Origin of the sequence: Flavobacterium sp. EDS, from assembly GCF_020991525.1 — a bacterium.
Taxonomy (GTDB): domain Bacteria; phylum Bacteroidota; class Bacteroidia; order Flavobacteriales; family Flavobacteriaceae; genus Flavobacterium.
The window spans coordinates 301,140-315,819 of record NZ_JAJMOZ010000003.1; the positions used below are offsets into that span (position 1 = coordinate 301,140).

The 14,680-nt window shown below is 31.8% G+C and carries 12 protein-coding genes; 5 read left to right on the top strand and 7 right to left on the bottom strand.

Annotated features, from left to right (window positions below):
• Positions 1 to 34 precede the first annotated feature (34 nt).
• From LPB87_RS06700 to LPB87_RS06710, 3 genes are all read right to left on the bottom strand, one after another.
• On the bottom strand, positions 35 to 1,702 hold the full coding sequence (locus LPB87_RS06700) for a M56 family metallopeptidase (RefSeq protein WP_230605397.1): 1,668 nt from the start codon (positions 1,700 to 1,702) through the stop codon (positions 35 to 37).
• A 6-nt stretch (positions 1,703 to 1,708) separates the two neighbouring features.
• Positions 1,709 to 2,068 (bottom strand): BlaI/MecI/CopY family transcriptional regulator, encoded by a 360-nt coding sequence (locus LPB87_RS06705; protein WP_129538195.1) that lies wholly within the window; start codon positions 2,066 to 2,068, stop codon positions 1,709 to 1,711.
• A gap of 178 nt (positions 2,069 to 2,246) precedes the next feature.
• Entirely contained in the window at positions 2,247 to 3,467 is a 1,221-nt protein-coding gene (locus LPB87_RS06710; protein ID WP_230605398.1) for an MFS transporter, read from the bottom strand.
• Positions 3,468 to 3,562: 95 nt separating this feature from the next.
• Between LPB87_RS06710 and LPB87_RS06715 the strand changes: the two genes are divergently transcribed.
• From LPB87_RS06715 to LPB87_RS06735, 5 genes are all read left to right on the top strand, one after another.
• Positions 3,563 to 4,165: a DUF1684 domain-containing protein gene (locus tag LPB87_RS06715; protein ID WP_230605399.1), complete on the top strand. Its 603-nt coding sequence runs from the start codon at positions 3,563 to 3,565 to the stop codon at positions 4,163 to 4,165.
• The gene (locus tag LPB87_RS06720; protein WP_230605400.1) at positions 4,165 to 4,812 is read left to right on the top strand and encodes a TatD family hydrolase; all 648 of its coding nucleotides are present in this window, start codon (positions 4,165 to 4,167) and stop codon (positions 4,810 to 4,812) included. Before LPB87_RS06715 ends, LPB87_RS06720 begins: the two co-directional genes overlap by 1 nt.
• A 53-nt stretch (positions 4,813 to 4,865) precedes the next feature.
• Complete coding sequence (locus LPB87_RS06725) at positions 4,866 to 5,579, top strand: tRNA threonylcarbamoyladenosine dehydratase (protein ID WP_129538199.1); 714 nt, start codon at positions 4,866 to 4,868, stop codon at positions 5,577 to 5,579.
• 141 nt (positions 5,580 to 5,720) lie between these two features.
• The gene (locus tag LPB87_RS06730; protein ID WP_230605401.1) at positions 5,721 to 6,392 is read left to right on the top strand and encodes an HAD family hydrolase; all 672 of its coding nucleotides are present in this window, start codon (positions 5,721 to 5,723) and stop codon (positions 6,390 to 6,392) included.
• Between the two features lie 61 nt (positions 6,393 to 6,453).
• Positions 6,454 to 7,299, top strand: a complete 846-nt coding sequence (locus LPB87_RS06735) for a DUF2911 domain-containing protein (protein WP_129538201.1) — start codon at positions 6,454 to 6,456, stop codon at positions 7,297 to 7,299.
• 414 nt (positions 7,300 to 7,713) lie between these two features.
• On the opposite strand, the gene LPB87_RS06740 is transcribed toward LPB87_RS06735, so the two are convergent.
• From LPB87_RS06740 to LPB87_RS06755, 4 genes are all read right to left on the bottom strand, one after another.
• Complete coding sequence (locus LPB87_RS06740) at positions 7,714 to 9,438, bottom strand: sodium:solute symporter (protein ID WP_230605402.1); 1,725 nt, start codon at positions 9,436 to 9,438, stop codon at positions 7,714 to 7,716.
• A 122-nt stretch (positions 9,439 to 9,560) separates the two neighbouring features.
• Positions 9,561 to 12,092: a PIG-L family deacetylase gene (locus tag LPB87_RS06745; protein ID WP_230605403.1), complete on the bottom strand. Its 2,532-nt coding sequence runs from the start codon at positions 12,090 to 12,092 to the stop codon at positions 9,561 to 9,563.
• A gap of 147 nt (positions 12,093 to 12,239) precedes the next feature.
• On the bottom strand, positions 12,240 to 12,743 hold the full coding sequence (locus LPB87_RS06750) for a hypothetical protein (RefSeq protein WP_230605404.1): 504 nt from the start codon (positions 12,741 to 12,743) through the stop codon (positions 12,240 to 12,242).
• Between the two features lie 223 nt (positions 12,744 to 12,966).
• Positions 12,967 to 14,679, bottom strand: coding sequence for a hypothetical protein (locus LPB87_RS06755; protein ID WP_230605405.1), 1,713 nt, complete (start codon positions 14,677 to 14,679; stop codon positions 12,967 to 12,969).
• Position 14,680: the final 1 nt, after the last annotated feature.

Here is a 14,680-nt window from a genome sequence, read left to right on the forward strand (position 1 = left end):
GTTTTTAGTTTTATTTTAGATGCAATCTGGAATGTTATTTTTTGGTTACAATTTCAATTACACCATTTTCTCCCTGAGTTCCGTATTTAGCTATTGCATCAGGTCCTTTATATACGCTCATTGATTTGATATTTTTCGAATCAAGTTCATCTAGACTTATATCAGAAACTATAATACCATCTATAATTATTAATTGTTCGGATTTTTTTGAGTTTCCTTTTTTTGGAGAAGATATTTTGATGGTAGTTTCAGTTTTTGTGTCAGTGTTTGCCTTAGTTGAATTAGCATTTTTATTAATTTTAATACTCGTAAAACTGCTACTGTTAGCATTTTCATCATTTTTTAATTGAATAGCTATATCATGAGCATCTTTATCATCATTATTAATAGTAATGGCAACATTGTTATCACTAGTGGTAGTTGAAGTAGTAGTAAAGACACTCGAGCTTTTATTATTTTTAGGCTCATTCTTAAGTTCTTTAGCTCTTTTTTTATCCTCAACTTTTTTATCAGTAGTAAAGGCAACTTTTTTAGAGCCATTTTTGTATGTCGTTACGATAATTCCGCAGTTTTTAATTGCTTTACTTTCATTCAAGAGAAAGGTCTGGTTTAATTCAGAGCCTCTTTTTACCTCTATTCTAATAGCTTTTAACAAATTTTCGGAATTGCGTTCTAAATCTGAGAAAACAGCATCTATATTGTGATTTTGTTTTAGTTTTTCGGCCATTACTTTTAATTCCTGATCTGTTGCGCTATTTTTAATTTTGTAAATATCTACATCAGTTATTTCTTCTATTGGATCTGTTTTCAGGGTTTCATTCTTGATGGATTCCTTTTCTTTTGCTATAATTTCAACTTGAAATAAAAGTACAAAAGCTACAAGTGCTGGAATTACAACGTAGTATTTCCATGAATTTCTCTTTTTTGATTGATTTTTGTTTAACATAATGATTCGTTTTTTGATTAATGATTGAAAAAAATGATTGGTGATTGCAACACAATTCTCATGTGTTGTTATTTTTAAAAGCGTGTATTGGTATGCTTTTTTGTCGGATATTTTTTGTGCAGCTTCGCTATCTGCTATGAATTCAAGATTTTGTAGAATAGATTTTTTATAAAGCCAAACAATGGGATTGAACCAAAATAATATGCAAAAGATTCTTGATACCAGAACATCTATTGTATGATTTTGCTCACTATGTACTTTTTCATGCTCAATAATACTCTTTAGTTCTAAATCGCTATACAATGATGAGTTGTACACGATATAATCAAAGTAAGAAAAAGGAGCGATGTTTTCTTTTATGTCAATAAATTTAAAATCAGCTTGTTGTTTTATTTTTTGGCCCTTTAAAACAGAATTTAAACTATAGAAATCAAAAGCAAATTTTATTAATAGAGCCAAGAATCCAATACCATAAATAGCAATTAAAGCAAAATTCCAATCAACAAGTGATACATCCGGATTATTTTGGGGAGTATAAATTTGATAATTATTGATATATGAAGTTGGAGTAGAAGCAATCCAAACTGTTTTAGTATAAACTATAAAAGGCAATACAACCGAGGTGATTAATCCCGTTAATAAAAACCATCTATTGCTATTAAAAAAAGTTTCTTTTCGCAATAAAAAATAATACGCCAAATAAAATAGGGTGATTAGTCCACTAGTTTTAAGAATATAGATGAAAATTGCTTCCATAAATTATTATTTTTTGTTTTCGATCATTTCTAGAATTTCACGTAATTCGTCTGCCGAAATTTTTTCTTCTTTGGCAAAAAAAGAAACCATATTTTTATACGAGCTATTAAAATAATTGTCAATTGCCGTATTCATAAAACGTTTGCTATACTCTTTTAAAGTTACTACAGGATAATATTGATGTGTGTTTCCAAATGGAGTATGAGCCACAAAACCTTTTTCTTCTAAGTTTCGTACAATAGTCGATAGCGTGTTGTAATGCGGTTGATCCTCAGTAATTTCAGCCTGAATTTCTTTTACAAATGCTTTATTTAGCTTCCATAAAATGTGCATTATCTCTTCTTCTTTGTTGGTTAACTTTTGCATTTTTCTAATTTTAAATCAAACGTACAACTATTTTTATAGTTGCACAACTAAAAAAGCAGTTATTGAACTATTTTTTTAGTTACGGTCTAGTGTAAAGAAGTCGTATTAGAAACGTATTTCTGGTTTAAAATATTGTTTAACAGGTTTTTAGTTTGCTTTTAGAAGCTTTTTTGTGTAGTTATAAAATGCTGTTTTCTTTTTGTAATTCTTTCTGAATCCAAAAACAACATATGGTTGCAGCTAGCCCAATAGTTCCCATTATGAACCAATTATATTGATATCCTAATCGGGTAATAAATTCAAAACCTACTTTGGAGCTAATAATATGTGCCAAGCTAAAACTCATAGTATATAAAGCCATATAGCGTCCTTCTTGACCTCGTGGCGCTCTGCTTAAAGCAAAAGCATTAGAAAAAGGGAAGGCTAATATTTCGCCAAGAGAAACTATAATCATTGCAAATACAAGTATTCCAGCCCAAACATTAATTAATAATAAATAGAAGCTTGAAGCCATTAATATAGTACCATAGATAATTATCTTTATTTTATGAATAGCATTTCGCTCTAAGTAGCTCACAATTGGCATTTCGAGTGAAAATATCATAAGTCCATTTAGTGTCATTAATAATCCTGTTTGCAATTCGCTTAAGCCAAACTTTTCATTGTGATATAATGGTAGCGTTGTAAAAAGCTGAAAGAAAATTATAGCAGTTGCAAAACTTACAAATAAAAACGCCCAAAATATTTTGTCCTTAAACACTGATTTAGGTTCGCTTATTATATCGTGACTACTGTCATGAACTGGTTTTTTCTTTTCTTTTACCAGTAATGCAAAAATTGAAATTGCTACAATACAAGAAGCACCATCCACCCAAAATAATCCTTTATAACCAATTCCCATAATAATTAAACCTCCTAATGCTGGACCAGCAGCAAAACCGAGATTTACTGCAAGGCGTACCAATGTTAAGGCACGAGTTCTGTTTTCGGGTTTGGCATAAGCACTTAACGAAACATACATTGCAGGACGAAACATATCGGCGATGACCATAATACTAAACATTGCAAAGCACAATGCCCAGAAAGTCGTTATGTATTGTAAAAAGAATAAAGAGACCCCGCTGGTAAATAAACTAAATACCATTATTTTGTAAAAGCCTATTTTATCTGATAGCTTACCACCAAGCCAAGAACCCAACATAGAGCCTAACCCAAAAGCGACCATAATCCAGCCTACTTCATTGTATGAAAATTGAAGGTCTTCTTTTAAGTATTTCGATAAAAACGGTAGAACCATTGTTCCAGCACGATTAATAAACGTGACAAGTGTAAGTATCCAAATTTCTCTAGAAAATCCTCTAAAATTGTTTATATAGCGTTGAAAGGCGTTGATTAGCATTATAAATGGGTTATATGTGCAAAGTTATAAAACTTTGTAACTTACAGTCTTTGTTGCTTTGTTACTTTTAAACTATTTTTGCTAAAATTTATAAGATGAAAAACCTAATTCTGTTTTTAGCCCTTTTAGTATTTAACTTTGGCTTTGCTCAAGAAAAATTTGATCGTGTTGCTGCCGAAAATTTTCAAAAGACAATTAATAGCGAATATGCAGATGCAAAAACAAGTCCGTTGCTTCCTGAAGATTTAAAAACTTTCCAGACATTAGATTTTTATCCAATAAATGAAAAATATGCTGTCGTGGCTAAATTTGTAAAAGCCAAAAAAGAGAAACCTTTTGAGATGAAAACTTCTACAGCAAGAAAGCCAATGTATATAAAATATGGAACGGTATATTTTACTATTGATGGAGTTGATTTACAATTAAATGTATATCGAAATATTGACCTTTCTAAAAAAGAAGAATACAAAGATCATCTATTTTTACCTTTTTCGGATTTAACTTCTGGAAAAGAAACTTATATAGGAGGAAGGTACATTGATTTAAAAATCCCAAAAGGAAATACAATTGTAATTGATTTTAACCAGGCATATAATCCGTATTGCGCTTATAACCATAAATATTCTTGCCCAATTGTACCTTTAGAGAACGATTTAAACGTGGCAATAGAAGCAGGTGTTAAAAAGTTTCATGATTAATGCAATTTTTAAATTTCCATACACATAAATCAGCAAATCGTCCAGATGTTTTGGATATAGTCAATCAATATCCTAATGAGTTTGACGAAAGCGTAGCTTTTTACTCTATCGGAATACACCCTTGGTATATTGTAAAGGAACGAATTGAAGCTGATCTGGAAATTATAAATCAAAAAATGACTGCCGAAAATTGTTTGGCTCTTGGCGAATGTGGTTTAGACAAACGAACAGAAGTTCCGTTTGAATTACAAGTAGCTGTTTTTGAAAGGCAATTACTTTTGGCAGAAAAACACCAAAAACCTGTTGTGGTACATTGTGTAGCAGCATTTCAGGAAGTGATTGCTTTGAAGAAAAGATTAGGAATTACAGTTCCTATGATTATTCATGGTTTTTCTAAAAATGAGCAAGTAGCGAAACAACTTTTAGACAATGGATTTTATCTTTCTTTTGGAAAACATTTAATCAGGAATCCTCATTTAGAAACTATTTTTAAAAGTATTCCTAATAACCGTTTTTTTCTAGAAACGGATACAGTCGATGAATCTATAGCTATAGTGTATGCGATAGCAGCAAAATATAAAAATAGTACAGTTGATGAATTACAGCAATTACTTGCTAGTAATTATAAAACAGTATTTAATAAATAAAAAAGGTTCAGATTTTTAAAACCTTAATAACATTAAACTTTAAACAAAATTATATGGCAGAGTGGACTGAAAGAGCCGAATTATTATTTAAAAAAGAAGGATTAGATAATCTTAAAAATTCACATGTTCTTGTTGTTGGATTAGGTGGAGTAGGATCTTTTGCTGCTGAGTTTTTGGCAAGAGCAGGAGTAGGAACTATGACAATCGTAGATGGAGATGTAGTAGATATTACCAATATAAACAGACAATTACCAGCTTTACACTCGACTGTTGGACAGCCAAAAGTTACAATCGTAGGCGATCGTTTGATGGATATTAATCCAGAATTAAAATTAATACGTGTTCAGGAGTTTCTTTCACCAGAGCGTGCATTTGAGATAGTTACCGAAGAATTTGATTATGTTTTGGACTGTATCGATAGTGTTACTCCAAAATTAAATTTGATTATTGCGGCTAAGCGTAAGCATATTAAAATAATTAGTAGCATGGGAGCTGGAGGAAAAATGGAAGCTGCAAAAGTAAAAGTTACTGATATATCTAATACTGTAAATTGCTATTTTGCTAAAACAATTCGTAAAAGGTTAAAAGAAGCTAAAATAGATAAACTAAAAGTGGTTTTTTCTTCAGAGATTCAGGATGAGGCAAGTTTAAAAATGACTGATGGATCTAATTTTAAAAAATCATTTTATGGAACAAATAGCTATATGCCAGGATTATTTGGTTTATATGCTGCCGAAACGGTAATTCGTTATCTGCTAAAGAAATAGTATTCAGTCACCGTTTAGAGTACCAGTATTAAGAATGCGTATAGTATATAATCTAAATACAAAGTATTTTCACAATATAAAAAAAACTTAGAACCTTTGCCTCTTAGAGCCTCAGAATCTTAGTACCTTAAAAAGAAAGAAATGATTAAAACAGTAATTTTCGATATGGACGGTGTAATTGTAGATACAGAACCCGTGCATTATTATGCATATCACAAACAATTTTCGGAATTAGGTATTCATGTAACCGATGAGATTTATGCATCGTTTACTGGATTTTCGACACGGAATACTTTTCAAACTCTAAAGAATATTTTTCCAACTATAGAGCAAGATGTAGAAGATTTGATTCAGAGAAAAAGAACTATTTTTAATGATGCTTTTGATACTAAAGAAGATTTATTGTTGCTAGAAGGTGTTGAGGATTTAATTAAGGATTTATATGCCAATGGCATGCAATTAATTTTGGCGTCGTCAGCTTCAAAAGTGACTATTGAGCGTGTTTTTACACGTTTTAATTTACATCAATATTTTACTGATATTGTTAGCGGAGAAGACTTTCCTCAATCTAAGCCTAATCCAGCTATATTCTTGCATGCAGCTTCATTGTCTAAAGCACCAAAAGAGGATTGTATTATAATAGAAGATAGTACCAATGGTGTCAAAGCTGCAAAAGCTGCGGGAATATTTTGTGTGGGATACAATAGCGAACATTCAAAAATGCAGGACTTATCAGATGCTGATATTGTTATTAATCATTTTGATGAGTTAAACTTTGAGAAAATAGTGCAAATTAAGGCTCCTATTAGGTAATTATTAACATTTTGAATTGAACGAATTCGTAATTTTGGGAAAACAAAAAAAACTATAAATAATGAAAAAAGTACTTATTGCCTTAGCAATTGTTATTGCTCCATTTGTTGCAGAAGCACAAATAAAAACTCCTCAAGCGAGTCCAAAAGCGGTTGTAAACCAGATTGTTGGTTTAACAGATGTAGAAGTTACTTACTCAAGACCAGGCGCTAGAGGTAGAGCAGTATTTGGAAATTTGGTTCCGTTTGGTAAATTATGGAGAACGGGAGCAAACGAAAATTCAGTAATATCATTTAGCGATGATGTTGTAATTGATGGTAAAACGTTGAAAAAAGGGAAATATGCTATCTTTACTGTTCCAAGAATTGAAAGCTGGGATGTTATTTTCTATTCAAAAACAGACAACTGGGGATTACCAGAAAATTGGAATGATGCTGATGTAGCTTTAAAAACTACTGTAAAAGAAGATGCTTTAAATAAAGCAGTTCAAACATTCACAATTGGAATTAATAATTTAGACTTTAATTCAGGTACTCTTGATATTGCTTGGGAAAATTCTTCTGTATCAGTAAAGTTTGAAGTTCCTACAGATAAATTAGCTTCAGAAAGTATCAAAAAAGTATTGGCTGGACCATCATCAAATGATTATTTTGCAGCTGCACAATACACTTTTCAAGCAAAAGGCGGAGATATTGCTAAAGCAAGAGAATATGTTGATAAAGCAATTGAATTAAGTGCAGATAAACCTTTCTACTTCTACAGACTTAAATCATTAATCCAAGCAAAACAAGGAGACAAAAAAGGAGCTATCGAAACAGCTAAAATTTCGCTTGTTGCTTCAGAAGCTGCTAAAAATCAGGATTACGTAAAAATGAATAAAGACAGTATTTCTGAATGGAGTAAATAATATTTTATTCGATTACTAAAAAAACCATTTTGATACTATTTCAAAATGGTTTTTTTTATGTCTTTTTCAGAGCCTAACAATCTTTTAATTCTATTTTAAGCTTCTAAGTGGCATATGTAAAAATGGTATTCAACGTATATAAAAACATTTAATATTGATAATCAGACAAGGAATCCAAAAAAATATATCATATAGCCTTATATGATTTATTTTATGCTAAACGTCTTTTTTAGATATTGGTTAACTATGTTTCTGTGTCAGAAAATAATTGTACTTAAGTAGTTAATGTTATTCTAAATAGAATTTATTAATAATGGTTATTTCTGCTCTTTTGTATGTTTAGTTTATAATGATGAAAATAAAAAAACGCTGTAAAACTTATGTCTTACAGCGTTTGTAGTAATTTGATATTTGTTAAGCTACTATTCCTTTTTGTTTTCTGAAGATAGTAAGCTGCATTAACGTGGACAAGAAAATGGTTAACATAGCACCAATAAAGTTAAGCCATAAATAACCTAGTTTTTCTTGGCCACTTGGGTAAATCCAGATGGCATAATAAAAAATTATAAAAATGGTAATCTGGCTAATAAGTGCACTATAGAACACTGCTTTTGATTGCACACGTCTGATATAAAAACCAACCAGAAATATCCCTAAAACAGTTCCGTAAAATATAGAACCAATAATGTTTACCAGTTGAATTAAATTTTCGAATAAAGTTCCTATACATGCAAATAGGATAGCAATTATTCCCCAGAATAAAGTAAAAAATTTAGTTGCATAGAGGTAATGCTTGTCTGATTTTTCGGTTTTAAGATTACGCTTGTAAATATCGATTGCTGTTGTCGATGCCAAAGCATTTAGTCCCGAAGCGGTAGATGACATAGCTGCCGAAAGTATTACTGCTAATAACAATCCGATTAATCCTTTTGGTAAATAGTTTAGAATAAAATGGAAGAAAACATAATCTTTATCATTTGTTTCGCTATTGCTGTCGGCTTTTAAGATGATTTCTTTCGCTCTTTCGCGTAAGTCTCTTTCTTTATTGGAAAGTGTTACTAATTCTTTTCGTAGAATTGGATTGTCGTAATCTTGATTTAACTGATCGATGTATAATAAGTTAATCACTTTTTTATCTTCAGAAAGAACAGTAAGCTTTTTTTCTAAAGATTGGTATTCGTCTTTGTACGCAGATTTTTCGATTATAGCTTTGTTGTTCGGATTAAAATTTAATGGAACTGGGTTAAACTGAAAGAATACAAAAACCATTATTCCAGTAAGTAGAATGAAAAATTGCATAGGGACTTTTAAAAGTCCATTCATGATTAATCCCATTTGGCTTTCCTTAACTGACTTCCCAGATAAATAACGACCTACTTGCGATTGATCCGTTCCAAAATAGGCGAGGGCAAGAAAGAACCCACCGGTAATTCCGCTCCAGAAGGTATATTTTTCTTCAGGATTAAATGAGAAATCCACGATATTCATTTTATCATTTGCTCCAGCAATATGCATAGCATTGGTAAAAGTCATATCATTTGGCAGGTAATGTAATATTAGGAAAAAGGTAATAAACATTCCCGACATGATGACAAACATCTGTTGTTTTTGGGTAACGTTTACTGCTTTTGTTCCTCCTGAAAATGTATAGATAATTACTAATACTCCAATCATCACATTCATTAAAGTAAGATTCCATCCTAATAGTGCCGATAATATAATTGCAGGGGCATAAATGGTTAATCCAGTTCCTAAACCTCGTTGAACCAAGAATAAGATTGCTGCAAGAGAGCGAGTTTTTAAATCGAATCGTTTCTCTAAAAATTCATAAGCAGTATAGACTTTGAATTTATGATATAATGGTATGAAGGTGACGCAAATAACAATCATCGCAATTGGCAATCCAAAATAGAACTGTACAAAACCCATCCCGTCATGGTAAGCTTGTCCTGGAGTCGATAAAAATGTAATGGCACTTGCTTGTGTTGCCATTACCGAAAGTCCAACAGTGTACCAAGGAGTTTCGTTATTTCCTAAAATAAATTCTTCAACATTCTTACTGCCTTTGGTTTTCCATGAGCCGTAACCAACAATAAATAAAAGTGTAACGATGAGTATAACCCAATCAAATAGTTGCATATGTTATGAGTATAATTGCATTATTAAGTAAAAAACTAGAATATAAATGGCGTTGGCTACTAGCACATAGGTGTAGCTTTTTTTCCATGTTTTTATTTTTTTCGTTGCCATATTAAAAAGCTTTAATTCTTAATTTCTTTATTTGGGATTTGTACTGGTTGTTTTAATGAGATTATGTTTGAGAATAATCGATAGGCTCCAGGAACTCCTTCTGGTAATTCTCTGAAAAAACTTAAACCAGTGTAAATATAATATCCTTTTCCGTATGGAGCGACTAATAAAGCGCCCTTTTTGGGCGATTCTCCTTTATCATGTGAGGATAGGATAGGAGTGAAAGCTTTGTCGTATTGATTTGGATAATACAATCCCTGCTCTTGTTTCCAGCCTTCAAAATCTTTAGTCGTAATTTTATTTGGCGTACTTAAAACTGGATGATTTGGCGCTAAAAAGGTAACTTGAGCATTTTCTTCGGTTACTCTATCTGTCGATATTTTTAAAGGATATGGTGCAATACTATCAGTTACAACATCACCTGCGGTATTGTATTGTACAATCATTGTTTTTCCATTTTTAACAAAATCAAAAAGTACAACTTGTTTATTAGAAAGTGCCTGAATAGTATTATAGGCGCGAACTCCTGTAATTACTACATCAAAATCGTCAAGTCGTGTAGGAGTAATTTCTTCAGGCTTTAAGATGGTAACTTTATAGCCCATTTGTGCCAGACTATTTGGTACTTCGTCACCAGCTCCCATGATATAAGCAATTGAATCACCATTTGTTTTTAAGTCTAATCGTATTGCTTTGGCTTCAGATGTAGATAAAACTTGCTGCTTAGCAATATGGTTATAATCAATTATTATTTGGTCTTTATCATAGCGTTTGTTGTTCATGATTGCAACACTTTTTAGTGTAGCATTTTCAGGATTAACAGGTGGAGTAACTTCGAAATAAACAGTTTGCTCCATTCCTTTTTTTGCTAAGCTAAAAGGAATTTGTTTTGGCGATATCATCCAACTTTTGGGCAACTCTAATTGTAAATTACCATTTGCAGCATCTTTTCCAGCTTTAATCTTTACTGCGACAGTTTTTGTTTGAGTATCTTTAAATAGCAATACTTTTTCAAGGATTGTAGTAGTTACTTCTGGAACAATATCTAGGAAATCATACATTTCTCCTTTTACATCATCATTATATTTATAAACCACAGTGCGTTCAAACGGAATCTCAACATTGTTTACTTTGATGTTAAAAACAACCTTCACATCACGAATAATATCTGGAATTCCAATATTTTCTTGATTTGAAACGGTATACATCCCTGTAGTTGCTTTTTCAGCTAACCAATACGGTTGAGTAAAGGGAATTGTGCTTGGTAATTGTATTTTTAAATCAAATTTTTGATCTTTATTATTGATTAAATCTATGTTTTGTGGTGTGCTTTTGTGATCTGGTAAAGTTGTTACATTTACTAATTGCATAGGAACAGTGCTACGATTAATAGCTTCTAATTTAAGGTTTACAGTGCCTCCTGGTATAGTTTCTTGTTGTTGTGCAACTGCTTCTAGATATAAGCCAGAACTAGCGGCTATAATTTTTTTAATTTCTTCTGATTTTATGAGCTTCCAATGTTTTTCGTCCAACGATTGAATCATTGTGTATGCTTTTATCAAGTCAGGAATACTTGCTGAAGGGTTGTTAAAATTATATTGTGATAAAATTGTACTAATTAATTCCCCAATAGGTTTTCCGCCCTTAATACGGTTCCAAGTGGTATCAATTCCATCAAAAATAGTAGCTGAATCTTTTGGAGCATCGCCATTAATGAGTTCTAAATATTCGGTATCCTGACCGCGGCTTCCTGTACTACCAAATCCCTGAGATTGATGGCGACTACGACTCAATGCAGCAATTTCCTGATTAGATTTCCCTATTCCTGTATAATAAACACCTGTTTCTAATGTTGTGAATTTTGATTTATTAGCGGCTTCAAATTTTTCCTGACTGCCATAAAACCACCATGAGGTATTAAAATATTGACGTTTAGGTTGCCAAGGGGTTACGTATTTTAATTGTTCAGGATATATACTAGGATTGTTGGTTAAATTAAAGCTTTCAACACTTAGCATAGCGGATGCTGTATGATGTCCGTGAGTGGTACCAGGAGTACGATGATCAAAGCGATTGATGATTACATCGGGCTGAAATTTTCTAATATTCCATATTATATCTGCTAGAACTTTTTCTTTATCCCATATAGTCAATGTTTCATCTGGAGTTTTGGAGTAACCAAAATCATTGGCACGTGAAAAAAATTGTTCGCCACCATCAATTTTTCTAGCCTCAATAAGTTCTTGGGTTCTAATTACACCTAATAATTCTCTTAATTGGGGACCAATTAAATTTTGGCCACCATCGCCTCGAGTTAAAGACAAATATCCTGTTCTCGCATTTACTTCGTTAGATAAATAAGAAATTAGTCTAGTGTTTTCATCATCGGGGTGTGCAGCTATGTAAAGTACCGAGCCTAAGAAATTTACTTTCTTTATTTGATTGTAAATCTCAACAGAATTAGGTTTTTGTGGCTTTTGTGCAAAACTAGCTTGAAAGCTGATAAGAAATAAAAGAATAATTTTTAAACGAAGTTCGTGCATCTGAGAATTATTTAATTTAAGGATTATTTTCAAAAATAGTAATAATAGAAACCAGTAGTTGTTAACGAGTTGTAAAGATGTTAAATATTTTAATAAAAAAAGAGAGTGCCTAATTAAAGGCACTCTCTCTAAGTTATAAAATGATGTTTAATGTCTTCTATGTCCGTTACCATGCCCTCTATCATGATCGTCTCTATCATGGTCATCTCTATCATGTTTATCGTGCTTGTCATGGCGATCTTTTTTGTAATGATCGTGACGATCTTTTTTGTAATAGCCATAAGTTTTTTGAGGTTTACCATGATATCCTTTGTGATATTTACCTTTATGTCTGTCAAAATAAACATATGGTGTTCTACCGTGATAATCATTTAGAACTACTTTGTATCCTCCGTATAAATCATAGTTTCTATATTGTCTAGGCAAACGGCTAGATCTAATCCATTTTCCTCCACCAAAATAAATAAATTGTGTAGCACGAACATCATAATATGCTTCAATGTCTGGCAAATAATAGTATTCCATTTCAGTATATCCTACAGGTCCCCATTGTGGTGGAGAACCAATATTTACGTTTATTGAAACTTGAGAATGAATGGTACTTGAAATAAAAAGAAATATTCCGAAAGTAATAATTTTTAGCGTTTTCATTTTTTCTGGGGTTTTGGGATTCTTATTCTTATTCTAAATGTTGAAATGATTGATTATCTCGACATCTGATTTGTAAAAACCAAAAGTTGTGCCACAATACGATTTTTGAATAGCAACAAAAGGTGAAATTTAATGGATTAGAGCTAAAAGCCTTGATATGTAGTAGATTATGATGTATTGTTTTTTTGTAAAAAAAATATAAGATATGAGAATATTCTGTTCTTTATTTATAATCAACTAATCTAGGTTTAGCCAATTCGAAATTCTGTAATCCAAAATCGGTAGTTTCAAATGTATTTGTTTTAAAAACTCGATCTCCTTCAAAAGGGATTGATGGATAATAAGAGATTGAAAGCTGGAATGAACTAAAAACTAAATAATCGTTACTTATCAAAAGCCCCAGAGTTACTTTAGAATAAACCTTGTTTCTCATCATTGCATCTCCGGGTCCTCCTAATATTGCTGCAGTATAATTAAAAAACGGATTCACACGAAATCCCCATAACGCATGTGGAGCATAAGTTTGTGTTTGCAATGATAATACCATTTTGCTAGTACCATATAGTGCACTGTTAAAGCCTTGTAAACCATTGTCTCCATTTATATTAAGTTTATCACCAATAGAATTTTCTCGATTGGCACCAATAATTAATGCAGGCTTAACAAATTGTCTTAATTTCCAATTTCCAATCTTTACAAGATTGGTAAAATAATTGGCTTCAAATACAAATGCACTTTGGTATGTTTTGGATTGATGAAAGAAGGTTCCAAACTCAAAATCAGCACTCAGATATCCCCATTTATGGTAATCTCCAAATGAGGCTTGTGCGCCTACATAAGAACGCCAAAATGTGTTTTTGTATTGGTAGCCAGCTGTTATCCCAAAGATTCTACCGGTTGCTACATCTTCAGTAGCTCCATTTCTAAATATATAATTGTCTTTAACAAACTCTCGGGTATTGATTCCTATTCCGGTAAGTAATAACTTCTCATCCGAATAAAAACTTACCGGATCATATTCTGGAGTGGGAGTTTCGGTATAATCTACATTTAATAAGCGACCAGATACAATTAAGTTCGTTTTTCTTTCTTTTTCTTTAAAAATAGGAAATGCTTTTGCGAGCCAGATATCCTGTGAATTGAATTTAAAATTCTGAAAGGCATATTTTAAATCAGGACCTTGTAAGGTGTCTTTTCTAAATTGTTGCCCGAAATAAACTCCTCCTGCCCATTTGGTTAAAGGAGAGTAGAAAGGACGCTCTATAGCTATGCTTTTATTATAGTTGTTATCTAAATCGATATTATACTTTGCAGTTGCATTAATGAAGCTATTTCTAATATTAGGAACTGTGTAGGTAAAATTGTTTGCATTTTTTCCATCGCTAATCCGATTGATAAACTTATATTCTAATTGTTGACCTGTTCCAAAAAAGTTTTTATCTTTTAGTCCTATGCCAAACTGACTACTCGAAATCGAAAATTTTGGAATGTAACTCCAAGAATCTAGCACACGGATGGTAACATCTACTGAGTCTGATGCTACGCTTGTTAATTGCTCTTTGATACTTACTGTATTGACATATCTCTGAGATCGAATTATACGCTCAGATTCCTGTACTTTGTAGGCATCGTAGGGAGTATTTTTTTTAAATAATAATAAATTGCGGATTGCGAATTTTTTTGTTTTCAGGTGAAGCTTGTTTCCAGTTCTTTCTCCCCAATTTCTAGGTGTAATAGTCGAATCGCTTTCGGAGTATCCAAAAGGATCTAGTACTATAATATTAATTTTGCGTATAATCTTTCCATTGTAATTTGTTGTATCTACTTTTTTGATCTGTTCGTCATTTTTTCTTGGACGTGTAGATCTAAATACAAGGCGATGAAAGAAATTTGTGAATTTATGTTTTTTAGTATAGGACTTAATTTTAGAATACATT

Excerpts from the sequence above, each read along its gene's own strand:
- LPB87_RS06715 (WP_230605399.1), top strand. The coding sequence starts at position 3,563 with ATGAAAAACCTAATTCTGTTTTTAGCCCTTTTAGTATTTAACTTTGGC.
- LPB87_RS06705 (WP_129538195.1), bottom strand. The coding sequence starts at position 2,068 with ATGCAAAAGTTAACCAACAAAGAAGAAGAGATAATGCACATTTTATGG.
- LPB87_RS06700 (WP_230605397.1), bottom strand. The coding sequence starts at position 1,702 with ATGGAAGCAATTTTCATCTATATTCTTAAAACTAGTGGACTAATCACC.
- LPB87_RS06725 (WP_129538199.1), top strand. The coding sequence starts at position 4,866 with ATGGCAGAGTGGACTGAAAGAGCCGAATTATTATTTAAAAAAGAAGGA.
- LPB87_RS06720 (WP_230605400.1), top strand. The coding sequence starts at position 4,165 with ATGCAATTTTTAAATTTCCATACACATAAATCAGCAAATCGTCCAGAT.
- LPB87_RS06735 (WP_129538201.1), top strand. The coding sequence starts at position 6,454 with ATGAAAAAAGTACTTATTGCCTTAGCAATTGTTATTGCTCCATTTGTT.
- LPB87_RS06710 (WP_230605398.1), bottom strand. The coding sequence starts at position 3,467 with ATGCTAATCAACGCCTTTCAACGCTATATAAACAATTTTAGAGGATTT.
- LPB87_RS06755 (WP_230605405.1), bottom strand. The coding sequence starts at position 14,679 with ATGTATTCTAAAATTAAGTCCTATACTAAAAAACATAAATTCACAAAT.
- LPB87_RS06745 (WP_230605403.1), bottom strand. The coding sequence starts at position 12,092 with ATGCACGAACTTCGTTTAAAAATTATTCTTTTATTTCTTATCAGCTTT.
- LPB87_RS06730 (WP_230605401.1), top strand. The coding sequence starts at position 5,721 with ATGATTAAAACAGTAATTTTCGATATGGACGGTGTAATTGTAGATACA.
- LPB87_RS06740 (WP_230605402.1), bottom strand. The coding sequence starts at position 9,438 with ATGCAACTATTTGATTGGGTTATACTCATCGTTACACTTTTATTTATT.
- LPB87_RS06750 (WP_230605404.1), bottom strand. The coding sequence starts at position 12,743 with ATGAAAACGCTAAAAATTATTACTTTCGGAATATTTCTTTTTATTTCA.